Origin of the sequence: Flavobacterium cheniae (assembly GCF_004363695.1) — a bacterium.
Lineage (GTDB): Bacteria > Bacteroidota > Bacteroidia > Flavobacteriales > Flavobacteriaceae > Flavobacterium > Flavobacterium cheniae.
Genome location: NZ_SNZC01000002.1, coordinates 26,018 through 49,975 on the forward strand (window position 1 = coordinate 26,018; position 23,958 = coordinate 49,975).

At 31.8% G+C, this 23,958-nt stretch carries 23 protein-coding genes and 2 tRNA genes; 12 read left to right on the plus strand and 13 right to left on the minus strand.

Features of this window, described 5'->3' with window-relative positions; genetic code table 11:
- Positions 1-38 precede the first annotated feature (38 nt).
- The 4 genes from C8D80_RS05040 to C8D80_RS05055 all read right to left on the minus strand — a co-directional run bounded on the left by C8D80_RS05040 (position 39) and on the right by C8D80_RS05055 (position 1,345).
- Positions 39-521: a DUF1761 domain-containing protein gene (locus tag C8D80_RS05040; RefSeq protein ID WP_133608055.1), complete on the minus strand. Its 483-nt coding sequence runs from the start codon at positions 519-521 to the stop codon at positions 39-41.
- 58 nt (positions 522-579) lie between these two features.
- The gene (locus C8D80_RS05045) at positions 580-1,029 is read right to left on the minus strand and encodes a KTSC domain-containing protein (protein WP_026724150.1); all 450 of its coding nucleotides are present in this window, start codon (positions 1,027-1,029) and stop codon (positions 580-582) included.
- 141 nt (positions 1,030-1,170) lie between these two features.
- Positions 1,171-1,243, minus strand: a tRNA-Met gene (locus C8D80_RS05050).
- Positions 1,244-1,272: 29 nt separating this feature from the next.
- A tRNA-Met gene (locus C8D80_RS05055) sits at positions 1,273-1,345 on the minus strand.
- Between the two features lie 117 nt (positions 1,346-1,462).
- Between C8D80_RS05055 and era the strand changes: the two genes are divergently transcribed.
- Together era and C8D80_RS05065 are read left to right on the plus strand one after the other, a co-directional pair.
- The gene (gene era / locus C8D80_RS05060; protein ID WP_133608057.1) at positions 1,463-2,347 is read left to right on the plus strand and encodes a GTPase Era; all 885 of its coding nucleotides are present in this window, start codon (positions 1,463-1,465) and stop codon (positions 2,345-2,347) included.
- A gap of 71 nt (positions 2,348-2,418) precedes the next feature.
- The gene (locus tag C8D80_RS05065; protein ID WP_133608059.1) at positions 2,419-2,883 is read left to right on the plus strand and encodes a hypothetical protein; all 465 of its coding nucleotides are present in this window, start codon (positions 2,419-2,421) and stop codon (positions 2,881-2,883) included.
- Between the two features lie 14 nt (positions 2,884-2,897).
- On the opposite strand, the gene C8D80_RS05070 is transcribed toward C8D80_RS05065, so the two are convergent.
- Complete coding sequence (locus tag C8D80_RS05070; protein WP_242004842.1) at positions 2,898-3,419, minus strand: hypothetical protein; 522 nt, start codon at positions 3,417-3,419, stop codon at positions 2,898-2,900.
- Positions 3,420-3,631: 212 nt separating this feature from the next.
- Here C8D80_RS05070 and der point away from each other — a divergent pair, with 212 nt between their 5' ends.
- Positions 3,632-4,942: a ribosome biogenesis GTPase Der gene (gene der / locus C8D80_RS05075; RefSeq protein ID WP_133608063.1), complete on the plus strand. Its 1,311-nt coding sequence runs from the start codon at positions 3,632-3,634 to the stop codon at positions 4,940-4,942.
- A gap of 131 nt (positions 4,943-5,073) precedes the next feature.
- Positions 5,074-7,857 carry an outer membrane beta-barrel protein gene (locus C8D80_RS05080; protein WP_133608065.1) on the plus strand — a complete coding sequence of 928 codons (2,784 nt, stop codon included), beginning with the start codon at positions 5,074-5,076 and terminating at the stop codon, positions 7,855-7,857.
- A gap of 84 nt (positions 7,858-7,941) precedes the next feature.
- Here the strand turns inward: C8D80_RS05080 and C8D80_RS05085 are convergent, their stop codons facing one another.
- The 6 genes from C8D80_RS05085 to C8D80_RS05110 form a co-directional block, all read right to left on the minus strand.
- Positions 7,942-8,121 carry a hypothetical protein gene (locus C8D80_RS05085; protein WP_133608067.1) on the minus strand — a complete coding sequence of 60 codons (180 nt, stop codon included), beginning with the start codon at positions 8,119-8,121 and terminating at the stop codon, positions 7,942-7,944.
- 243 nt (positions 8,122-8,364) lie between these two features.
- Positions 8,365-9,129 (minus strand): TPM domain-containing protein, encoded by a 765-nt coding sequence (locus C8D80_RS05090; protein WP_133608069.1) that lies wholly within the window; start codon positions 9,127-9,129, stop codon positions 8,365-8,367.
- A 1-nt stretch (position 9,130) separates the two neighbouring features.
- Positions 9,131-9,568: a TPM domain-containing protein gene (locus tag C8D80_RS05095; protein WP_133608071.1), complete on the minus strand. Its 438-nt coding sequence runs from the start codon at positions 9,566-9,568 to the stop codon at positions 9,131-9,133.
- Positions 9,568-10,170, minus strand: coding sequence for a LemA family protein (locus C8D80_RS05100; RefSeq protein ID WP_133609426.1), 603 nt, complete (start codon positions 10,168-10,170; stop codon positions 9,568-9,570). Before C8D80_RS05100 ends, C8D80_RS05095 begins: the two co-directional genes overlap by 1 nt.
- Positions 10,171-10,203: 33 nt before the next feature.
- Positions 10,204-10,536, minus strand: coding sequence for a MerR family transcriptional regulator (locus tag C8D80_RS05105; RefSeq protein WP_133608073.1), 333 nt, complete (start codon positions 10,534-10,536; stop codon positions 10,204-10,206).
- On the minus strand, positions 10,536-11,513 hold the full coding sequence (locus C8D80_RS05110; protein WP_133608075.1) for a M23 family metallopeptidase: 978 nt from the start codon (positions 11,511-11,513) through the stop codon (positions 10,536-10,538). The genes C8D80_RS05105 and C8D80_RS05110 overlap by 1 nt, the downstream gene beginning before the upstream one ends.
- Positions 11,514-11,689: 176 nt before the next feature.
- On the opposite strand from C8D80_RS05110, the gene alaS reads away from it, so the two are divergent.
- Both alaS and C8D80_RS05120 read left to right on the plus strand, forming a co-directional pair.
- A complete protein-coding gene (gene alaS, locus C8D80_RS05115) occupies positions 11,690-14,326 on the plus strand; it encodes an alanine--tRNA ligase (RefSeq protein WP_133608077.1) in 2,637 nt (878 codons plus the stop codon).
- A 4-nt stretch (positions 14,327-14,330) separates the two neighbouring features.
- A complete protein-coding gene (locus C8D80_RS05120) occupies positions 14,331-14,831 on the plus strand; it encodes a hypothetical protein (RefSeq protein WP_133608079.1) in 501 nt (166 codons plus the stop codon).
- Positions 14,832-14,870: 39 nt separating this feature from the next.
- Here the strand turns inward: C8D80_RS05120 and C8D80_RS05125 are convergent, their stop codons facing one another.
- Positions 14,871-15,242, minus strand: a complete 372-nt coding sequence (locus C8D80_RS05125) for a RidA family protein (RefSeq protein ID WP_133608081.1) — start codon at positions 15,240-15,242, stop codon at positions 14,871-14,873.
- Between the two features lie 80 nt (positions 15,243-15,322).
- Between C8D80_RS05125 and C8D80_RS05130 the strand changes: the two genes are divergently transcribed.
- The 6 genes from C8D80_RS05130 (at position 15,323) to C8D80_RS05155 (ending at position 21,851) form a co-directional block, all read left to right on the plus strand.
- Complete coding sequence (locus tag C8D80_RS05130) at positions 15,323-16,312, plus strand: GSCFA domain-containing protein (RefSeq protein WP_133608083.1); 990 nt, start codon at positions 15,323-15,325, stop codon at positions 16,310-16,312.
- Positions 16,313-16,391: 79 nt separating this feature from the next.
- Positions 16,392-16,871 (plus strand): YbjN domain-containing protein, encoded by a 480-nt coding sequence (locus C8D80_RS05135; protein WP_133608085.1) that lies wholly within the window; start codon positions 16,392-16,394, stop codon positions 16,869-16,871.
- 8 nt (positions 16,872-16,879) lie between these two features.
- Positions 16,880-17,251, plus strand: a complete 372-nt coding sequence (locus C8D80_RS05140; RefSeq protein WP_133608087.1) for a hypothetical protein — start codon at positions 16,880-16,882, stop codon at positions 17,249-17,251.
- 17 nt (positions 17,252-17,268) lie between these two features.
- Positions 17,269-19,083 (plus strand): outer membrane protein assembly factor BamB family protein, encoded by a 1,815-nt coding sequence (locus tag C8D80_RS05145; protein ID WP_133608089.1) that lies wholly within the window; start codon positions 17,269-17,271, stop codon positions 19,081-19,083.
- 319 nt (positions 19,084-19,402) lie between these two features.
- Positions 19,403-21,175: a tetratricopeptide repeat-containing sensor histidine kinase gene (locus tag C8D80_RS05150; protein ID WP_133608091.1), complete on the plus strand. Its 1,773-nt coding sequence runs from the start codon at positions 19,403-19,405 to the stop codon at positions 21,173-21,175.
- Positions 21,176-21,194: 19 nt separating this feature from the next.
- Positions 21,195-21,851: a response regulator transcription factor gene (locus tag C8D80_RS05155; RefSeq protein WP_133608093.1), complete on the plus strand. Its 657-nt coding sequence runs from the start codon at positions 21,195-21,197 to the stop codon at positions 21,849-21,851.
- Between the two features lie 183 nt (positions 21,852-22,034).
- Here C8D80_RS05155 and C8D80_RS05160 read toward each other — a convergent pair whose 3' ends face one another.
- Positions 22,035-23,951, minus strand: a complete 1,917-nt coding sequence (locus C8D80_RS05160) for an ABC-F family ATP-binding cassette domain-containing protein (protein ID WP_133608095.1) — start codon at positions 23,949-23,951, stop codon at positions 22,035-22,037.
- Between the last annotated feature and the right edge of the window lie 7 nt (positions 23,952-23,958).

Sequence of the window (23,958 nt, forward strand, 5' to 3'; positions counted from 1 at the left end):
TAGAGCGATTCCTATATAATTAAATGTTAAAATTTATTTTATTTCCAGCCACAAATAATAGCTCCCATTATGGTCATAACTATAACCCAATAACCCGATGTGATTGCTGCATATCTAAATGATTTTTGCTCAAATAAACAATTGGTCGCTATAACGGGTAAAGCAATAAATAATCCTGCCATTAATCCGTGCAATGCTCCATGTTTAAAAGATCTAAAAGCATCTCCATAATCTGCCATAAAAGCTGCATAAGAAGGCTTAGCATGAGCAACATCTCCTCCCACTAATCCCATAACAGAAAACTGGTGAATTGTTAGGGGTTGCATAAAAAAGGCTAACATAAAAGCAAAAACAAAAGTCAATCCAAAGATTTTTGCCATATTTCCTTGTTTGGCTTTTTCCTCGGTCATCCCGATTTCGTTCATCCAAATCGTTCCAAAAACTTTAGGATTATACCAAACAAATCCAACAACAAAACTTGAGAGTGCTGCCACTAGAACAGCTAAAAAATTAATTTCCATAATTGATATAGTTTTTTGGTTAGTATATCAAAAATAGGAATATTTTTTTAACAATTGTTTATTCAGCTACGATTTTGCTTGCACTGCGGTATAAAAACTCATTGTAAATGTGTCGTCTTGCAAAACGACTAGGCGATTCTGCATTAACCATTTTAATGTATGTTACTTTTGGCACACTAAAATACTCGTAATTGCTACCATCTAAAAACGAAATATACAACACTCCATTATCCATATAAAAATCTTGGATATTTACAGTTGAAGTTATTTTTTGATATACTTCTTTGTTTTTTTCTTGTGTTTCAGGAGCAATACTAACCAAAAAATGGTATGCTTCAATAATATTTTTACTTCTTTCCTCAGCAGCTAAACGCTCCACTGGATCAGCAATAGTATCAGGATGATCTTCCTTCATACTGTTTCTGTAAATGGTTTTCAATTCTTTCAGCGTAGCTGTTTTGGTAACATCAAGTAACTTTCTGTACTCGGCAATTTTCTTTGGATTCATAGTTATTTTAAAATAAAGGTGCAAAAGTAGTGTTTTAATATTGAATCAAGCCAAAAAACTAAAACAATAAATAAAAACATAACCATTTATTAATGAATTAATTACATAAAAAAAGCTCCACATTTCTGTGAAGCTTCTTAGTAGCGGGAACAGGACTCGAACCTGTGACCTTCGGGTTATGAGCCCGACGAGCTGCCTACTGCTCTATCCCGCGATGTACGGTTGTAATTCAATAATTCTTTGTAGCGGGAACAGGACTCGAACCTGTGACCTTCGGGTTATGAGCCCGACGAGCTGCCTACTGCTCTATCCCGCGATTTGTGAGTGCAAAGGTACACTCTTTATTTAAAATTACAAGACTTTTTTAAAAATAATGTTTTCTTTCTACTATTTCAGGCGTTATCACTACCTTTGTACCCATAAATATATTGAAATGGAGCACAGAGCAGGTTATGTAAATATTATTGGAAATCCGAATGTAGGAAAATCAACACTTATGAATGCGTTTGTAGGAGAGCGTCTTTCTATTATCACATCGAAAGCACAAACTACAAGACACCGTATTTTGGGAATTGTAAATGGAGATGATTTTCAAGTTTTATTTTCAGATACGCCAGGAATTATAAAACCAGCGTATGAATTACAAAATTCGATGATGGATTTTGTAAAATCGGCTTTTGAAGATGCTGACATTTTGGTATATATGGTGGAGATTGGAGAAAAAGAATTAAAAGACGAAGCGTTTTTTAATAAAATTATCCATTCTAAAATCCCAGTTTTGTTGTTATTGAACAAAATTGACAAATCGAACCAAGAACAACTAGAAGAACAAGTACAAGCTTGGAAAGAAAAAGTGCCAAATGCAGAACTTTTTCCTATTTCAGCTTTAGAGAATTTTAATGTACAAACCGTTTTTGATCGAATTATCGAATTACTTCCGGTTTCTCCTGCGTTTTATCCTAAAGATGCGTTAACCGATAAACCAGAACGTTTCTTTGTAAACGAAACTATTCGTGAGAAAATCTTGTTGAACTACGACAAAGAAATTCCATATGCCGTAGAAATTGAAACGGAAGAATTTATCGAAGACGATAACATTATTAGAATTCGTGCCGTAATTATGGTAGAACGCGATACTCAAAAAGGAATCATCATCGGACATAAAGGCGCTGCTTTGAAACGTGTTGGAATTCAAGCAAGAGAAGATTTAGAAAAGTTCTTTGGTAAACAAATTCACTTAGCAACTTACGTTAAAGTAAACAAAGATTGGAGAAGCAGTGCTTACCAATTAAAACGTTTTGGGTATAACCAGAAATAAAAGTTGGGAGTAGGGAGTCAAAAGTTGGAAGATCTGACGATTGAAGTTAATAAATTGAAAATTGGATAAAATTGAATTGGATAATCAGAGATACTAAGAAATTGTATTGCCATACAAACCTGAACAACCTTTTAAATTCATGGATTGACATTTCCGAATTTGAATGGATTTTATCTGATTTAGATGTAATAAATTTTACAAAGAAAAAATTACCAATCGACTTTAATAAAAGTTTTTCAGTTATCACATCAGATGACTTCAAAAAAATAATTGAAACTGACATTCAAATTGTTTGGGGTGTAATTTCTGCAATTAATAAATCTGAAAATCCAAAATTCGATAAAAACAATTTACCTTTTGTTGAAGGAAACGATAATATCTGGATTAACGATAATTTTCAAGTAGAAAATGCAATTTTTGAAATAACTGCTTGGGATAGTTCTTACACAATAATCAAATTCAAAGATTCTGAATTATCGAAAAAATTCAAACTTTATTTTGACGAGGCAATTGAATTAGATAAATACAAATTTTAATTTCATTAAATTAACTACTCCAAAACTTTATTCATCAAATCTTCTAATTCGTGCATTTGTGGTACACCGCGTTCTCTGTTTAATCGTGCCATAAAATAGAGCGAAAACCAAAAAACCACCATGATTCCCATTATACTGAAATCTAAAACCGTGGATTGTTTTAGTGACCAATGCGTGTAAGCCATCATGGCGAAAACTAAAAACAATCCTGCAATGATAAAATGTAGAAACATAAAAAGCGTCCATAACAATTGCTCTGGACCAAAAAGGCCTTTTACTGTTGTCTTATCTTCATTAGCTTCTAATTCCAAATGTAAAAATGGCGAATAGTATTTACGTTTTTCTTTACTGAAATAGAAATACAAATGCTCGTCGATTATTTTGATTTGATAATCGGCTTTGAGTTCTGTTTTTAGCTGTTTTGCTTTTTCTAAAATTTTATCGACACTATTTTTTGATTCAACTTCAAATTTTGGTCGTAGTGCAATACTTTTTTCAGGCTCCATTTCTTCTGATTTTAAAGCTAATATATACATTTTTAACAAATGTTGAACAAATTTCACACTCTAGCCCAGATAAAAACGGAAACCCCGCAAATTTTTGACCTATTTTTTCTTTTTATTTGGACAGCGACCTTAGAAGCTGACCGAATAAAATTAGAAAAAAAGAGCTAAAATTGTGGAGTTGTAGTGGATAGCTGGAAAAAGCTCCAAAAAAAATCGTACTTTTGCCGATTCAAAATAAGATTATGAATAATATTGTTGCCATTGTAGGAAGACCAAATGTTGGAAAATCCACATTTTTTAACCGTTTAATTCAGCGAAGAGAAGCTATTGTTGACTCGGTAAGCGGTGTTACGCGTGATAGAAATTATGGAAAAAGTGAGTGGAACGGAAAGGAGTTTTCTGTAATTGATACTGGAGGTTATATCAAAGGTTCTGACGATATTTTTGAGGCAGAAATTCGTCGTCAAGTAGAATTAGCTATTGATGAAGCAGATGCTATTATCTTTATTGTGGATGTGGAAGAAGGTATTACACCTATGGATGACGAAGTGGCTAAATTACTTCGTAAGGTTAAAAAACCTGTTTTGTTAGTAATTAACAAAGTAGACAATGCAATGCGTGAAAAAGACGCCGTAGAATTTTACAACTTAGGATTAGGAGAATATTACACGATTTCGGGAATGAGCGGAAGCGGAACAGGAGAACTTTTAGACAAATTAGTAGAAGTGTTACCTGAAATGCCAGAAGTTACCGAAGAAGTGGAACCATTACCACGTTTTTGCGTAGTTGGAAGACCAAATGCAGGAAAATCATCTTTTATCAACGCTTTAATTGGCGAAGATAGATTTGTGGTAACCGACATTGCTGGAACTACTCGTGATGCCATTGATACGAAATACAACCGTTTTGGATTTGAATTCAACTTAGTAGATACTGCCGGAATTAGACGTAAAGCAAAAGTAAAAGAAGATTTAGAATTTTACTCGGTAATGCGTTCGGTTAGAGCTATTGAACACAGTGATGTTTGTTTGTTAGTTATTGATGCGACTCGTGGATTTGAAGGTCAAGATCAAAGTATTTTTTGGTTGGCTGAGAAAAACCGTAAAGGAGTTGTCATTTTAGTAAACAAATGGGATTTGGTTGAAAAAGACACCATGACGACTCGTGATTACGAACGTAAAATTAGAGAAGAATTACAACCATTTACCGATGTGCCTATTCTTTTTATCTCGGCTTTAACGAAACAACGTTTACTAAAAGCATTAGAAACAGCAGTTGAAGTGTTTGAAAACAGAAAACAACGTATTTCGACTTCAAAATTCAACGAGTTGATGTTGCCAATTATTGAAGCAACTCCACCTCCTGCTTTAAAAGGAAAATATGTAAAAATTAAATATTGTATGCAGTTACCAACACCAACACCTCAGTTTGTGTTTTTTGCTAACTTACCACAATATGTAAAAGATCCATACAAACGTTTTATAGAAAACAAATTAAGAGAGCAATACAACTTTAGTGGCGTTCCAATTGATATTTATTTCAGACAGAAATAGTTGAAAACCGAAGTTAACGCTTCGGTTTTTTTAATGGCAATTGTTAAATTTCCGTAAGAAAATTTTTATTTACACAATAAATATTTTAATTCGCAGTTAATTAGAACTTAAACTAAATAATAACTTTTTTCATGTTTCAGAAACTCGCCTACTTTGCCTTGTTTTTATTCTCAATTTTCAGTTTTAGTCAAAATACCATTTCTTTAAAAGGAAAAATTATCGACAAAAACACTTCTGTTCCACTTGAATCAGCAACTATTTATTTGAAATCAGTAAAAGACTCCACTTTGATTGATTATACAATTTCTGATAAGAATGGAAATTTTACTTTCAAGGCAAAAAAAATGGACAATGCTATTTATTTCAAAATTTCATACATTGGTTATAATGACTACACAGAAAAAATTGAAAATTTAAAAGCAGACAAGGATTTTGGCTCAATAAAACTAGAAGAAAATGTAAGTTCTTTAAAAGAAGTAGTCATTCAATCTGAAGCACCACCAGTTACTATAAAAAACGACACTTTAGAATTTAACGCTTCGTCGTTTAAAGTTCGTCCAGATGCCAATGTAGAAGCTTTATTGAAACAACTTCCAGGTGTCGAAATTGATGAAGAAGGTAAAATCACGGTCAATGGAAAAGAAGTCAACAATGTTTTAGTCAACGGAAAACCTTTCTTTGGTAAAGATGGTAAAATTGCCACTCAAAATTTACCAGCCGAAATAATTAGTAAAGTTCAAGTAACCGACACCAAAACAAAAGAAGAAGAATTATCTGGGCAAAATGCTACTTCAGATGAAAAAACCATCAATTTAACAATTCAGGAAGATAAAAATAAAGGTGTTTTTGGAAAAGCAAATGTAGGTTATGGTACCGATGAACGATACGAATCGAGTATGCTTTTCAATTATTTTAAAGACACTCAGAAGATTAGTATTTTAGGTTCTTCTAACAACGTAAACTCTATTGGATTTTCAATGGATGAAATTTTTGACAATATGGGCGGCGGCAGAAATAATTCAATTTGGGTAAACGATAACGGTAGTTTTGGTATTAACGGAATGCAATTTGGAGGCAATAACGGAATTACACAATCTAATATGATTGGAATAAATTTCGCAGATGAATGGGCAAAAAAGAAGATCAATCCAAACGGGAGTTACTATTATTCAAACGCAGAAACTAACAATAACAACAGAACGAATAGAATCAACTTATTACCAACAGGAAACACCAATACTTTAGCCGAATCTAAAACTAAATCCATAACAGATGGACACAATATAGGAATGGATTTTGAAATAAAATTAGATTCAACCACAACCATTTATATGAGTCCCAGTTTTGCCAAAAGCGAAATTAAAAACAAAAACACTGGCTTTGATGCTACATTTGATGAAACAGGAAACGCTTTAAACGAAAATACAAGTGATAATAATTGGTCAAGTCAAAATAACACCTTTAGAAATAATATTTATTTTTATAGAGGTTTAAAGAAAAAAGGCAGAGGAATTAGTGCTTCACTTGAAAACGAAAATAGCAAAAACAAATCTGATTTATTTACTAAAACAACTACTACATTTTTTCAATCAGGAAATACCGATGATGATAGAAATCAATTTAGAATTGATGATTCAAAAAATGATAGTTATAGAATCGAAGTTGGTTATAACGAACCCTTGAAAGATTCGTTAGCTTTAAACTTTAAAGCTACCTACCGATTTAAAAAATCTAACGACGTTAGAGAAACATATGATTTTGATAGTGGATTTAATTCGTTTACAGATTTCAATGACTTACTTTCAAATGAAATTACCTCAACAACTTCTTCAGTTGTACCAATGGTTGGCATTAGTTTGCGAAAAAAGAAAATTAGAGGAAGTATTTCGATGGGAACAGAAATCATTAATTTCAACAATCAGTCTATTTATTTATCAAACAAAACTTCAGTCAACAAAAACTATATGTATCCAAAAGTGAATGGATACATTAATATTACGTTAGGGAAATCAAAATCTATTTACAGTTATTACTCTTACGAAGTAAATTTACCGACTGCTAATCAAATTTTACCTTTCGAAAATTTAGCAAATCCGTTGAATACTATTATTGGAAATGCTGATTTAAAACCTAACGAAAATTATTCGATTTACACCAACTTCAACAATTATGATTATGCTACGAGAAGTGGTTTTTATGCTTATGCAGGAGGAGATTACAATGTAAATCAAATTGTTGCTTCTACTACTTATAATGCCGATTTTAAAGCTACCACTACCTATCAAAATGTTGACAGAGCTTATAATACATATGTTGGTTTTAGTTTAAACAAATCGCTAAAAAAAGAAAAGAGAACCTTTAAATATGGCCTTGGATTACAGTTTGATTACAATTATGACCAAGGATTAACCAATGCCGCATTATTTGAATCTAAAGGATTGACTTTGAGTCCAAGAGCAAATATTTCATGGTCTATTGACGAAATGATTACGATTAACCCATCTTATCGATACACGTATATCACAAATGATTTTACAAATTATGTTATTGATAATACTAAAAACTTTAAGCACAGCGCTAAGTTAGAAATCACGAGTTATTGGCCTAAAAAAGTAGTTTTGGGAAGTGATTTTGGATACAACTACAACTCTAATATTGCAGATGGTTTTCAAAAAGATTTCTATTTATGGAATTTGAGTTTGGGGTATAATTTCTTCCAAGACAAACTATTAGCTAAAGTAAAAGTGTATGATGTTTTAAATCAAAATATCAGCGCAACAAGAACAATTACACCAACCGCCATTACCGATATGGAAAATACAGTTTTACAACAATATGCTATGTTTTCTTTAACCTATAAATTAGAAAAATTTGGTGGTAAGAAAAGTGATGAAGGTATTATCATTATGGACTAAACAAAAAACTCGTTAGTGTTTGCTAACGAGTTTTTTGTTTAATCTATTTATATTTTTTATTAAAAAGCTACTATTTTATATTAACTAATAATTTATTTTTTTTGAGGAAGAGAAAAGTTCTTTTAAAGAAATGAAAACCAAATAGAGTAAAACTACATTAGTACCGATGATAGCGACATTTAAAAATGTCAGGCTCAAAGGATCTAGTTGCTTAAAAACAAAAAAAGCAATCAATAAAAGGACTGAAATAAATAATGCTTTCATACTCTTAATTTTTTGTAAAGATATTGTTTAATCTTTTAATACAAAAACTAAACAAACATAATTTTTTAAAAATTAATAACACAATAAAAAACTCGTTAGCAAACACTAACGAGTTTTTTTATATAAGTATCAAGTACAAGTTCAAAGATAAAGAAGAGTTCGATTTCGCTTTGCTCAAAGTAAGCCTACTTCGTAGGAGATTCCTCTTTCATCGGAATGACAATATTGTGGGTTTAATTTTAACTACCAGCTTCCGCCAGCGCCACCACCTGAAAAACCACCGCCACCGAAGCCGCCGCCAAATCCTCCTGATGAACCACCGCCAAAGCTTCCGCCACCACCAAAACCGCCACCGCTTCTACCTAGGCTACTTAAAATAATAATGTCGCCTAAATCTAAGCCGCCGCCACCTCTAAAATTTCCACCACCTTTATTTCCTCTGGAAGCTAAAACTAACAGAATAATAATAAAAACTACAATTAAGATGAATGGTAAAGGATTACTTGATTCTTTTCTAGAACCTTTGTATTTTCCTTTTAAAACTTCAAAAATAGCATCGGCACCTTTGTCTAAACCGTTGTAATAACTCCCAGCTTTAAATTCTGGAATAATGATGTTTCTAATAAGTTCCCCATTAATTCCAGCGGTTAACCTATCTTCTACTCCATATCCTGGTGCAATCCATATTTTTCTTTCGGTTTTTGCTAAAAGAATTAGAATTCCGTTGTCTTCTTTTTCTTGACCAATTCCCCATTCATGTGCCCATTTTGGAGTTAAAATCCCAATGTCTTCACCTTTTAAATCTTCAACTGAAATTACTACAATTTGAGTGGAAGTTGAATCAGAATAGCGAATTAATTTGTTCTCTAATTCTTTTTCTTCTTGCGGATTTAAAACATCGGCATAATCATAAACACTCGTTTGAAAACTAGGCTTTTCAGGAATGGTAAACTGCGCTTGGACAATCATTCCGCTTAAAGCTAATACAAATAAAAATAACTTTTTCATATTAACTTCTTGAGATTTCGTTAGACAATTCGTTAGTATCATCTGATTGAAATGGGAAATATTTTTTCAATCTTTCGCCTGCTCTAAGAATTCCTTCTACCAAGCCTTTCTTGAAGTTGTCTTCTTTAAAGTTAGCAATTACTGTATCTTTTGTACAATCCCAAAAATCAGATTCTACTGCTTCGTTAATTCCTTTATCGCCAATTATAGCAAACTTTTTATCGGAAACACATATGTAAAACAAAACGCCATTTCGATCTTGTGTTTCGTCCATTTTCAATTCAAAAAAAACCTCCTGAGCTCTCTCAAGAGGTGATTTTTCTGTATGTTCTTCTATGTGCACACGAATTTCTCCCGAAGTGTTTTTTTCGGCTTCAACAATAGCATGAACAATTTCTTGTTCTTCTGCTTTTGATAAGAAATCTTCGGTTTTTGACATTATTTTTTCTCTTTATTGAAATCAAATTCTACATCCACCGGTTTTTCAGCGCCTGCAACTGCATCGAAATATGGTTTCTCTTTGTAGTTTCCTAAGAAAATTGAATTAGGGAAAACCAAAATGTAATTATTGTATTTTTGAACCGATTCATTAAAACGTGTTCTTGCTGTTAAGATTTGATTTTCTGTACTAGCTAACTCATCTTGTAATTTCAAGAAGTTTTGATTTGCTTTTAAATCAGGATATTGCTCGACAGTTACCAATAATCTTGACAAAGAACTATTTAAATTTCCTTGCGCTTGATTGAATTGTGTTAATTGTTCTGGCGTCATATTCGTTGGGTCAATTTTTACAGAAGTCGCTTCAGAACGCGCTTTGATTACTGCTTCTAAAGTTGATTTTTCAAAATCAGCCGAACCTTGAACCGTTTTAACTAAATTCCCAATAAGGTCATTTCTTCTTTGGTACGAAGTTTCTACATTTCCCCATTCTTTATTTACTTCTTGGTTTACACGAACGGCTCCGTTTTTGATACTAAAGAACCAAAATACAAGGATTAACAATAATCCACCACCGATAATAAAAGGCAAAAATTTTCTCATCATTTTTTTAAGTTTAAAAGTTTAATTAATTGTTTATAGTTGATTTTTAATTGTGTTCAATTGAGCTTTAATTGTTTCTAATTTGCTGATAATTTCAAATTTATCTAAGGTTTTTTTCTGACCTTCTTTCAAATGTGTTTTGGCACCTTCTAATGTAAATCCGCGCTCTTTTACCAAATGATAAATCAATTGCAAATTCTTCACGTCTTCTGGTGTAAACATACGATTTCCTTTGGCGTTTTTCTTTGGTTTTAGAATATCAAATTCTTTATCCCAAAAACGAATTAAGGAGGCATTTACGTTAAAAGCTTTGGCTATTTCACCAATGCTGTAATATCTTTTGTCTGGTGCTAATTCTAAATGCATTAGTCTAATGATTGATTTTCTTGATTCGCTAATTTTGAAATCTCTATATATTCTTTTGCTGAAATACTTCCATAATAGAAATTCAGCGGATTTACACGTTCTCCATTTTTAAACACTTCATAATGTAAATGTGGCGCTTGACTTCTTCCTGTACTTCCCACATAACCAATGATATCTCCACGTTTTACTCTTTGACCAGGACGACACTTATATTTGCTTAAATGCGCATACAAGGTTTTGTAGCCATAACCATGTTGAATTTGAATATGATTTCCATACCCTGATAACGAAGCATCTGCTTTATAGACAACTCCATCTCCAGTAGCGTAAATAGGTGTTCCTGTTCTAGCCGTAAAATCCATTCCGTAATGAAACTTTCTAATTTTCGTAAATGGGTCGCTTCGATAACCAAAACCTGATGCCATTTGCTTTAAATCTTCATTCTTAACCGGTTGAATTGCCGGAATTGCCGCTAACAACTTCTCTTTTTGCTTCGCCAAAGCCACGATTTCATCCAACGATTTGGATTGAATTACCAACTCTTTCGTTAAAATATCTACACGTTTTGTTGTGTTTTCCATTAACTCCGAATTATTGTATCCTTGCAAATCTTTGTATCTGTTTACACCTCCAAACCCCGCTTTTCGTTCTTCTTCTGAAATAGGAGTTGTATTAAAATATATTCTGTAAATATTATTGTCTCTATTTTCAATTGCTTCTAAAACCTCATTCATCAAATCCAGTTTCTTATTCAAAACCTTATAATTTAAAGCTAAAGCTTCAATTTCTCTCGCTTGAATTTTATCTTTTGGCGTTTCAAAATAACTAGTGTTAATCAATAGCAAAAAAATCAAGAATCCAAACAAAGCCGAAGACACCAAAAACAACACAACATAGCCAAACTTCTTCCTTTTTCTTGTCTGAATACGCTTGTAGGCTAAATTTTCTGAATCGTAATAATATTTTACCTTCGACATAAATGAAAATATACTATTTTTGTGCCAAATTTATTGATTGACATAGGTTATACGAACAAATTTAAGAAATGTTTCATTCTAAAGCTATTTTATTTTTTAGTTGGGATATTTTTCGAAAATCTAATTCCAAATTCCTACCAAAATCAATAATTAAAATCAGAACTAAATAATTGATAATGAAATCACAAGACATTCGTAAACAGTTTTTACAATTCTTCGAATCTAACGGACACTTAATTGTTCCTTCTGCGCCAATCGTTTTAAAAGACGACCCAACTTTGATGTTTAACAACTCGGGGATGGCCCAATTCAAAGAATATTTCTTAGGCAATGGAACTCCAAAAAGCCCAAGAATAGCCGATACGCAAAAATGTCTTCGTGTTTCAGGAAAACATAATGATTTAGAAGATGTAGGTTTTGATACTTATCATCATACGATGTTCGAAATGTTGGGTAACTGGTCTTTTGGCGATTATTTCAAAAGAGAAGCAATTAATTGGGCTTGGCAATTATTAACGGAAGTTTATAAAATTCCGAAAGAAAATCTATACGTTTCTGTTTTTGAAGGAAATCCAGATGAGAATGTGCCGTTTGATCAAGAAGCATGGGATATTTGGAAAGAATTAATTAGCGAAGACCGCATTATTTTAGGAAATAAAAAAGATAATTTCTGGGAAATGGGCGATCAAGGACCATGTGGACCTTGTTCTGAAATTCACGTTGATTTACGTACCGAAGCTGAAAAAGCCTTAGTTTCTGGAAAAAGTTTAGTGAATAATGACCATCCACAAGTAGTGGAAATTTGGAACAACGTATTCATGGAATTCAACCGTAAAGCCGATGGTTCGTTAGAAAAATTACCTGCACAACACGTAGATACCGGAATGGGATTTGAGCGTTTGTGTATGGCATTACAAGGAAAAACATCCAACTATGATACCGATGTTTTTACACCACTTATTGAAAAAGTAGAACAAATTACAGGTTTAAAATACACTTCAAACGAAGTTAAAAACATATCAGAAGAACAAAACAAAACCAACATTGCGATTCGCGTAATAGTTGACCACGTTCGTGCTGTGGCTTTTGCTATTGCTGACGGACAATTACCTTCAAATACTGGTGCTGGTTATGTAATTCGTAGAATTTTGCGTCGTGCGATTCGTTACGGATTTACGTTTTTAGGTACGAAAGAACCTTTCATTAATAAATTGGTAGAAGTGTTAGCGAATCAAATGGGTGAATTTTTCCCAGAGATTAAATCGCAACAACAATTGGTTACCAATGTAATTCGTGAAGAAGAAGCTTCTTTCTTAAGAACTTTAGAACAAGGATTACAATTATTGGACAAAGTAGTAGCTGAAACCTCTGGAAAAGAAGTTTCTGGCGCAAAAGCTTTTGAATTGTACGATACTTTTGGTTTCCCAATTGACTTAACAGCCTTAATTCTTCGTGAAAAAGGATACGATTTAGATGAAGCTGGTTTCAATGTGGCGATGCAAGAACAAAAAGCGCGTTCACGTGCGGCTTCTGAAGTTTCTACTGAAGATTGGAACGTTTTAATTCCAGGAAATGTAGAAACATTCGTGGGTTATGACAAAATCGAGAATGAAGTAAAAATCACGCGTATTCGTAAAGTTGATTCTAAAAAAGATGGTGTTTTGTACCAAATTGTTTTAGATAACACGCCATTTTATCCTGAAGGTGGTGGACAAGTGGGTGATAAAGGAACATTAGTCTCGGCAAACGAAACTATCGAAATCATTGATACGAAAAAAGAGAACAACTTAATATTACATTTCGCAAAACAACTTCCAGAAAATATTGAAGCTGGATTTGTAGCAAAAGTAAATACTGACTTAAGAACTTCGACTTCTAAAAATCACTCTGCTACGCATTTGATGCATTTAGCTTTGAGAACTATTTTAGGAACACATGTTGAGCAAAAAGGTTCGTTAGTAAACCCAAATTATTTGCGTTTTGACTTTTCGCATTTCAGTAAAGTTTCTGATGAAGAATTACGTCAAGTAGAAGCAAGTGTGAATCAACAAATCGAAGCACAATTACAATTGGTAGAACATAGAAATATTCCAATCAAAGAAGCATTAGATAAAGGTGCAATGGCATTATTTGGGGAAAAATATGGAGACAATGTTCGTATGATTGAATTTGGCGATAGTAAAGAATTATGTGGTGGAATTCACGTGAAAAACACCGCTGAAATCTGGCATTTCAAAATCATTTCTGAAGGAGCAGTTGCAGCTGGAATTCGCCGTATAGAAGCAATTACGGGTGATGCTGTGAAAGATTTTTATACTTCACAAGAAAACACATTGGCAGAAATAAAAGAAGTATTGAAAAACCCACAAGATGTTTTAAAATCAGTTGCTTCATTACAAGATGATAATGCAAAGTTGAAAAAACAACTAGAGCAATTAGTAAAAGAAAAAATCGAAGGATTAAAAAATACGTTGGTTGCCGATTTCCAAGAAATCAACGGAATCAACTTTTTAGCAAAACAAGTAGATTTATCTATGAGTTCGACTAAAGATTTAGCGCAAGCTATAGGAACTTCAAAACCAAATGCATTTGTATTTTTAGCTTCAATTGAAGATAATGCTCCAAATATTCACTGCTATATTTCAAAAGAATTAGTTGCTGAAAAAGGATTAAACGCTGGAAATGTCATCAGAGAATTAGGAAAACTAATCGACGGAAATGGTGGCGGACAACCTTTCTTTGCTTCAGGAAAAGGAAAAAATGTAGGTGGAATTAAAGAGGCGATTGAGAAAGCGGTTGAATTTTTAAAATAAAAAAATGAAATTTATAATAACTTTATTATTGGTCTTACCTTTTTTGGCACATTCACAGAGGTTTCCATCACCTCCTTCAAATAGTCAAATCAATAATCAATTAATGAGTCAACATAATCAAATGATGCAACAGCAGCAAATGATGCGAATGTTACAAAATAGAGTAATTTCTAATGAAGAAAAATTAGTTAATGAAACAACCAAAAGGGAAAAATTCGAACAAAAACAAGAAGAATTAGATATTAAACTAACCGAATTAACTGAGGAGTTAGCTAAAATTGATATTAATAAGAATATTTCTTTGGAAGAGAAAATAAAAAAAACAAATAAAATAGATAAAGAGATTGACAAGACTCTAGACAAAATCGAGAAAAATTCTAAAAAAATTAAAGCTTCTAAAAAACAAATTGAGGAATTAGAACAAAAAATTAAAAATTCTAAAAAAGAACTTGAAGAAGAAGAGAAAAAAGAAGAAGAGAAAAAAGAAGAAGAGAAAAAAGAATAAATTCAAATCCCGACAAGCCAAAAACTTATCGGGATTTTTTTATTCTATAACAGCAATCGCTTCAATTTCAATTAACCATTCTTTTCTTCCAAGACTTTGAATTCCAACTAAAGTACTTGCTGGATAATTTTCATTTCCTAGAAACTGTTTTCTAACCTTTCTAAAAATAGGTAAATCTGCTTCTGGATTGAAATTTACGATATAAGTATTCATTTTTACCACATCTTTAAAAGTAGCATTGCAATTTTGAAGTTGCTTTTCTAAATTTTGAAATGTGGTAATGGTTTGTGCTTCTAAATTTGCACCATCACCTATTTGTCCAGAAATGTAAAGTGTTTTAAAATTTCCTGTTTTTACTACAACCGTTTGAGAAAAACCTTCATTAGGTTCGATATATTCTTTTTCAATCATTTGTATGGTATTAAATCTTGAGTAAAAATACTCGTTTTTTGTAAAAAGTAGTTTAAATTTGAGGTCTAAACCTAAATGATTTGCAATTCACCACCAAAATACCCATTCAAAAAAGCAGCTTTCCAATCGATTACGATTCGAAAATCTTGTTGCTGGGTTCTTGTTTTGCGGAGAATATGGGTGAGAAATTTGACTATTTTAAATTCCAAACAACAATAAATCCGTTTGGGATTATTTTCAATTCCGTTTCAATAGAAAAGTTAATTCGTCGATCTATTGAAAAAAAAAAGTTTGCCGAAAACGATATTTTCTTTCATAATGACTTGTGGCATTGTTTTGAAGTTCATTCCGAATTATCAAATTCGGATAAAGATGCATTTTTAGAATCTTTAAACGATTTAATCAGTTCAACAAATAAACATTTAAGTGATTCAACTCACATCATAATTACATTAGGGACTTCGTGGGTGTATCGACTTCGACAAGCTCAGTCTGACAGTGATGGTGTTGTTGCTAATTGTCATAAAGTACTACAAAAGCAGTTTACAAAAGAATTACTTTCTATACTGCAGATTGAAGAAAGTTTAGAAAGCATTATTTCGTTAGTACATTCGGTTAACCCAAATTGTAAATTTATTTTTACTGTTTCTCCTGTTCGTCATATTAAAGATGGATTTGTTGAAAACACATTGAGTAAAGCGCACTTGATTGCTGCTATTCATTCGGTATTAAATCGGAAATTCTCGACTTCGCTCGAACTGACAACTCAGAACAATATCTATTTCCCAGCCTACGAAATCATGATGGATGAATTGCGCGACTATCGTTTTTATACTGAAGACATGTTACATCCAAATCAAACAGCTGTTGATTATATTTGGATTCAATTCTTTGAAAACTACATTTCGGAATCACAATTTGGTTTGATGAATGACATTTGCTCCATTCAAAAAGGATTAAAGCACCGACCTTTTAATCCAAATACCGAAAGTCATCAAAAATTTCTTCATCAGCTTGAATTAAAAATTAAAACCATTCAAAATCAGCACCCTTTTATAAAATTTTGTTAAAATACGGCAATTGTCGTATTTCCTATATTTCCTTTTTTTGTGAATTTTGATTTATCAATAATTATAAAAATTCACACTCATGAAAACTTTAAAAAATTCAACACTATTTTATTTACTTGTTTTATTAATTTCTGTTCAATTTGCAACAGCTCAAAAGTTAGTAACTGCCGCTGAAGTAACTCCTGCTTTTTTAAAAGAAACTTTTGATAATGCTTATATTGAAGTTTTAGAAGTTAAAGACACGTACATTAAAATTAAAAACACGTATAATATTTATTTGGACATTGATTCAAATAAAAGATATGTTACATTAAGTAGCGTTTACAATCTTGTTGACGGCGCTCCTAAAAGAGATGTTTTAGAATTAATAAACAAATTAAACGCCGAAGTTGCATTAATTAAAACGTACTATTCAGAAAGCACAAATACAATAACGTACTATTATTATTTTTGGACTGATGGTGGATTTACTCAAAAATCATTAATCAATTCAATGCGCCTTTATAAGACTGCTTTAGATTTAACATTAGAAAAAGACACTGGTAAACTTATTAAATAAAATTGTTTATGAAAATAAGAATCGCCTTTGTATTGCTTGTAATTACACTTTTTTACAGCGAATCCATCTGGTCTCAAAGACCAGTTCTTACTGACGAAGAAACTGTTTCTGAAATGGTTACAACTGAAATGCATGAAGTGTTTCAATCCCCTGATTTTATTAAAAAGAAAAACAAGAAATTTTCTGAAATAACTGGCGATATGACAATTGATATTACGGTAATTCAGAGCGGAAAAGTAGCTACATTTTTTAAAGTAGATAGCACTATAAAAGACATCGATTTTATCAACTTCATGTCGGAATACATTCTTACTCATAAATTTAAATTCAAATTAGAGAAGAAAAAAAGATATAAAATTAGATACAACATATCATTTTAACATTAAAAACAAAACTCATGAAAAAATCATTTATTATGTATTCCCTTCTTATAGCAATAGTAGGAACTACTCCTGCAACTGCTCAATTTGGGAAATTACTAGACAAAGTCAAAGGAAGTGGAGGTTCTAAAAAATCGGGAAGTTTTGCTACTGTATGGGAATCAGAATTTGGCAATAAAGCAACAAGATTGGCTGTAAACAATCATGATGGTTCTTATATTTTAGGTACAGATGACAACTCGGCTTCTGTATTAAACGGTGAAGGAAAACTGATTTGGAATGGTGATTATAAAAACATCACAACAAATAAAACCAACAAATGCGAATATCAATATGTTATTTGGAAAGACAATGGCGGTTATTTATTCTTGTTTGACGAAAGAAAAATGGGTACAGATCGTGTTGCCGTAATTGATATTGCATCAGGAAAAGAATTATGGAATTCAGAATTGTATCAAAATTTACTTCCAAAAGGAACAAAATCGGAAGACGGTGCTGATCAAGGTGAATTAGAAACAGTAAAATACATTTACGAATTAGATGCCTTTTTAATTTCTCAAAAAGCTTCAGTTATTTTAGTAAAAGCAAATACAGGAGAGAAAATTTGGGAAACCAATCGTTTTAAAGGTGGTGTAGGAAAATATATTTACGATGCGAAAAAGAATGAAATTATCATGGTGAATTTTAAACCAACTGCCTTAGGTGCTTTGTTTGCAGGATTTAAAAATCAAATGGTAAAATTAAATGCTAACAATGGAGAAATCATTTGGGAAAATACATTTTTTGGAACTGTAGAAAAAGAATTAGTTACAAGAAGAGCAATCTTGGATTTATGGATTAAAGGTGACAAAGTTTTTATGTACTTGAATGGATTACAAGTTTACAACATTAATTCAGGACAAAAACTTTGGGAATCAGTGTATGAAAACGACATGGATGGTGGCGGCGGAGGCATGTTCTCTAATACCACTCAAAAAAAATATTATAGAACTATTGCCGATCCATTATTTACAGACAATGCTGTGTATATTGTAATGTTAGGCGGAAGAGATCGAGCTAAATACGTTCAAAAACACGACTTAGAAAGTGGTAAAATTATGTGGACTTCTGAGAAAATTACAGGCGCATTCTCTATGCCAAATATTTTCAGAACAGGCGACAAAGTAATTGTGCAAGTGGGTGGTAAAGTACAAGTTCAAGAATATAGAAAAGAACAACAACAAAGTTTGTATGGTGGAGCTTACACGTCTCTTGTTCCTTATATTTATTGGGATTACAAAGCGCAAAAAAATAGCTTAATAGCAATAGATGATAAAACAGGAACAACTTCTTGGCGCTCTGAAAAGTTTGACAAACGCATTACCGATTTTATTATTCATGAAAACAAAAATGTATTTGTTGGAGATGGAGATCAATTCTACTGTTATGATATTGCATCTGGAAAACAAATTTTTGATGTAAAACACAACGATGCTGGTGTTGGTAAAGCTACTGACGTAATTGATTTTGGAGAAACTGTAGTCGTATTATCTGAAAAAGGATTAGCGTCTTACAATAAAAAAGATGGTTCAAGAGCATATGCAACAGAGAAAATCAGAGGTGTAGATTATTTCTACGATGTAAATGGAAATTACTTTTTACGTGATCAAAGAAACAGTAAAAATATCCTTCACGCAATTGATATGACGAATGGAGAAACAAAAGGTTCAGTTCAATCAAAAGGAAAAGGCGGAAGTCCTAAATATGGTGATGGTCTAGACATTACAGATGATGGAGAATTCATCTTTGCTTTCAAAGGCAAAAAAGTAGAAAAGATAAAAGTGAACAATTAATTTGTTTTTATAGTTTGATTAGTTTGAGTGGATTGATAACATATCAATCCACTCTTTTTTTGCAAATACGTCAAATGTCGTATAGGAAAACGCCTTATTTTAAACGAATTTTACGTAATTAATAAACCTGAATTATGTCTAAATTATTTCTTTCAATCGAATCATTGAGCCACAAGAAAGATTTGCTTGTCATTCTTTTTAGACTATTCGTTTTACTTTGTTTGCTATTAAATATTTATAATCTTATTTACGTATTACATTAATTTAAACGTACTTTAAATTTGATTTTTATACTTTTATAGTAACAATAAATTTAATAATGAAAAACACTATAACATACATAATCGTCTTACTTCTTTCTCAACTATTTACTTTTAGTTGGAGTCAAACCTATACGAAAAAACAAATCGACTCCATTAACAACATGCCTTTTGATGATATTATTGCAAATAGTACTAAATCATTACAGCTGTTTAATAAAGTACTAGCCGATTCAAAAAAACAAAACTATAAATTAGGAATTGCCACCAGTTATGAAAAAATGGCGCTTTGCTATTTTTACCAAAGCAAGTATGATTTGCACTCAAAATATACTTTTATTGCCATTGAAAACTTTAATCAATTAAAGCAAAATGGCAAAGTAGCTTCACTTTATGCCAGTTACGGTTATCATTTAAGAAAACGTAATTTGGATTCTGGTATCATGTACATGCAAAAAGGGCTAAAAATTGGCGAAAAATACAATACTGAATACGAACTTAGAGGTATTTATGACAACTATGGCGTTTTAAAAGAAATGAAAAAAGAGTACGATAGTGCTTTTTTATTCTATAATAAATCCTTGACTTTAAAAGAAAAAGCAAATGATAAAATTGGGATTCCATATAGTTTGAATAAGATTGGAATGCTTCAATTAACGTTAAAAGACTTTGCAAAAGCAAAACAAAATTTAGACAAAGCCTATCAAATACGACTTGAAATTGATGACAAAATTGGAATTGCAGAAAATTTAAATTTTTATGGATATTACTTTTTTGAAACTAAAAACAATCAAAAATCAATTGAATATTTCACCAAAGCATTAGATGAAAGTAAAGCCTACAATTACAATTATTTAACTCAAGATAATTATCAAAAACTTTCGGAATTATATGAATTAAATTCAGATTACAAAACCGCTTTAGACAATTTCAAAAACTATACGACTTATAAAGATAGTATCTCAAATATTAATCTTAGAATCAAACAAGCGGAGTTAGATACGGAATTTGATACGGAACGAAAAGAGAAAGAAATTTTAGAACAAAAAGCCAATTTAGCTGTAAAAAACACTTACATAGTAATCATTATTTCACTCCTAATTTTATCCATAATTGTTGGCTATTTTATGCTTAAAAATCAAAAAATGAAAACCCTTCAATTGCAAAAAGAAAACGAATTAAAAGATGCTTTGCTGAAAATCGAAACTCAAAATCGCCTTCAGGAACAAAGACTTCAAATTTCGAGAGATTTGCATGATAACATTGGTGCGCAGCTTACGTTTATTATTTCGTCTGTAGATTCCTTAAAATATGCTTTTGCCGATGGCAATCCAAAGTTAGAAGACAAACTAAACAATATTAGTTCGTTTACAAAAGAGACTATCTATGAATTAAGAGATACGATTTGGGCCATGAACAAAGAAGAAATTACTATTGAAGATTTGAAAACAAGAATTTCAAATTTTATTGATAATGCCCAACTTTCATTAAATGGTATTCGATTTAATTTTAACTTTGATACAAAATCGTTTCAATCTTTCACTTCTAGAGATGGAATGAATATTTATCGTTTAATACAGGAAGCAGTTAATAATGCAATTAAACATGCGGATGCTTCACAGATTGATGTTTCATTTATCGAATCTGACAACAAAATAACTATTGTGGTTTCTGACAACGGAAAAGGATTTGATTTAACTACAACCGAAATTGGCAACGGACTTAATACAATGAAAAAAAGAGCTTCCGAATTAAAAGGAAATTTCAATATTGAAGCTAGCGAAAAAGGAACTAAAATTTATCTAAGCTTACCTAATCAAAACGAAGTTTAATCTGACTAATCATCAAAAAATGCAAAAAATTATCAAAACGGTTATCGTAGACGACAATACTTTCCTAATAAAAGCTATTCAGGAAAAACTTTCTTTTTTTGATGAAATTCAGATAAAATTTACAGCTTTAGATGGTTCTGATTTACTGACTAAAATAAGTAACAATCATAATATCGATGTGATTTTAATGGATATCGATATGCCTATTCTAAACGGAATTGAAGCCACTGAAATCATAAAAAACAAATATCCACACATTAAAGTCATCATGTTAACTGTTTTTGATAATGATGAAAATATTTTCAATGCTATTAAAGCTGGAGCTGATGGTTATTTACTAAAAGAAGTAGAACCAAAAACCCTTTACGAAGGCATTATTGATACTTTAAACGGAGGTGCTGCGATGAATCCTTCCATTGCATTGAAAACTCTAAAATTACTTCGTAATCCAATTGATTTAGACAATAAAAAAGAAGAAGAAATCATTAAATTATCAGGAAGAGAAATCGATGTTTTAGAGCAACTTAGCAAAGGATTGAATTATATTAATATTGCCGAAAACTTATTTTTATCTCCAGCAACGGTCAGGAAACATATTGAAAATATTTACACAAAACTTCAAGTTCACAATAAGCTAGAAGCCGTTCAAAAAGCCAAGAAGAACAATCTTATTTAAAAAAATACGCTAAATAGCGTATTGATTCATGAATCAAATTATTTCAATTTTACCACATTATAAATTTGACAAAATGAAGCGGAATGTTGGTGCATTTATAAGAAAAAACAAAATGACCATGATTATCATAATCATAGTCATTTTATTCTTGTTGCTTAACTGCTATTATATTTTGTATTGCAATTAACTATTTACCATTTCAATTTCTAACTGTACGTTTTCCCAATCTTCTAATAATTGTTCCAACTCTTTTTTCTTTTTTTCGTAAGCAGCAAAAAAAGTAGCATCTTCAATATGTTTGTCATAATTTGAAGCCAATGCTTTATCGTCTAATTGAATATCTTTTTCTAGTTGTTGAATTTGGCTTTCAATTTTACTCAATTTATTTTGTAATGATTTTGCTTTCTTTTGGTCTTCGTAAGAAATGTTTTTAACTGCTTTATTTGTGTTTGCATTTGAAATCACCTCTTTCTTTTCAATTTCACGCATATTCATGGCGTTTTTCTGCTCTAAGAAGAAATTGATATCGCCTAAATATTCTCTAATTTTCTGATCTTTGAATTCGTACACAATATTGGACATCCCTTGCAAGAAATCACGATCGTGAGACACCAACAACAAAGTTCCTTCAAACTGCTTTAAAGCGGCTTTTAAAACGTTTTTAGACTTAATATCCAAGTGATTTGTTGGCTCATCCATTACCAAGACGTTAATCGGTTGTAAAAGCAATTTACAAAGTGCCAAACGATTTCGTTCACCACCCGAAAGTACTTTTACTTTTTTCTCTACATCATCACCACGGAATAAAAACGAACCCAACATATCGCGAACTTTTGAACGGTTCGTATCAGTTGCAGCTTCTTCCATGGTTTGTAACAGCGTAATTTCGCCATCTAAATATTCCGCTTGATTTTGAGCGAAATATCCCAATTGTACATTATGACCTAATTTAATAGAACCTTCGTACTCAAATTCGTTTACGATTGCTTTCATAAACGTTGATTTTCCTTGACCATTTTGCCCAACGAAAGCTACTTTACTTCCTCGTTCTACTAAAAGCGAAATGTCTTTTAAAATGGTTTTATCACCATAGGCTTTGGTAACATGTTCTGCTTCTACAACAACTCTACCTGGCGTTTGCGAAACAGGAAACGAAATATTCATTACCGAATTGTCATCTTCATCGACTTCAATTCGTTCTACTTTATCTAATTTTTTAATCAAAGATTGCGCCATCGATGCTTTAGAAGCTTTTGCTCTAAACTTTTCAATTAACTTTTCAGTCTCTTCAATTTTCTTAGCTTGATTTTTTTGCGTTGCCAATTGCTTTTCGCGAATTTCCTGACGCAATACTAAATATTCAGAATATGGTTTGTTGAAATCGTATGCTTTACCTAATGAAATTTCAATAGTACGATTCGTCACATTATCCAAAAACATTTTATCATGCGAAACAATTACGACTACTCCGGGGAAATTTCGTAGAAAACCTTCTAACCAAATGATACTTTCAATATCTAAGTGGTTTGTTGGCTCATCTAAAAGTAAAATATCATTTGACTGCAATAATAATTTTGCTAATTCAATACGCATTCTCCAACCTCCTGAAAAAGTATCAGTTTGATTGTCGAAATCTTCTCTCTTAAATCCAAGTCCTAAAAGAATTTTTTCAGTATCACCAACATAATTATAACCTCCAAGAACTTCATAATGATGTGTCACATCGCTCAATTCTTCAATCAAATCCGAATATTCTTGACTTTCATAATCGGTACGAGTAACTAATTGGTGATTGATTTCATCTATTCGAAATTCAGCACGTTTGATTTCTTCAAAAGCTTGATAAGCTTCTTCCAAAACGGTTCTTCCTTTTACAAAATCGATATCCTGACGAAGAAATCCCATTTTGACTTCCTTCTCTGTCGCAATTTGACCAGAATCGGGAGCAAAATCTTTGGCTAAAATTTTCAACATGGTTGATTTTCCAGCACCATTTTTTCCGACAAGTCCAACTCTATCGCCAGAACCCAATCTAAAAGTTACTTCTTCAAAAAGATACGTTCCACCAAATGAAACCGATAAATTATGTATGTTTAGCATTTAATAA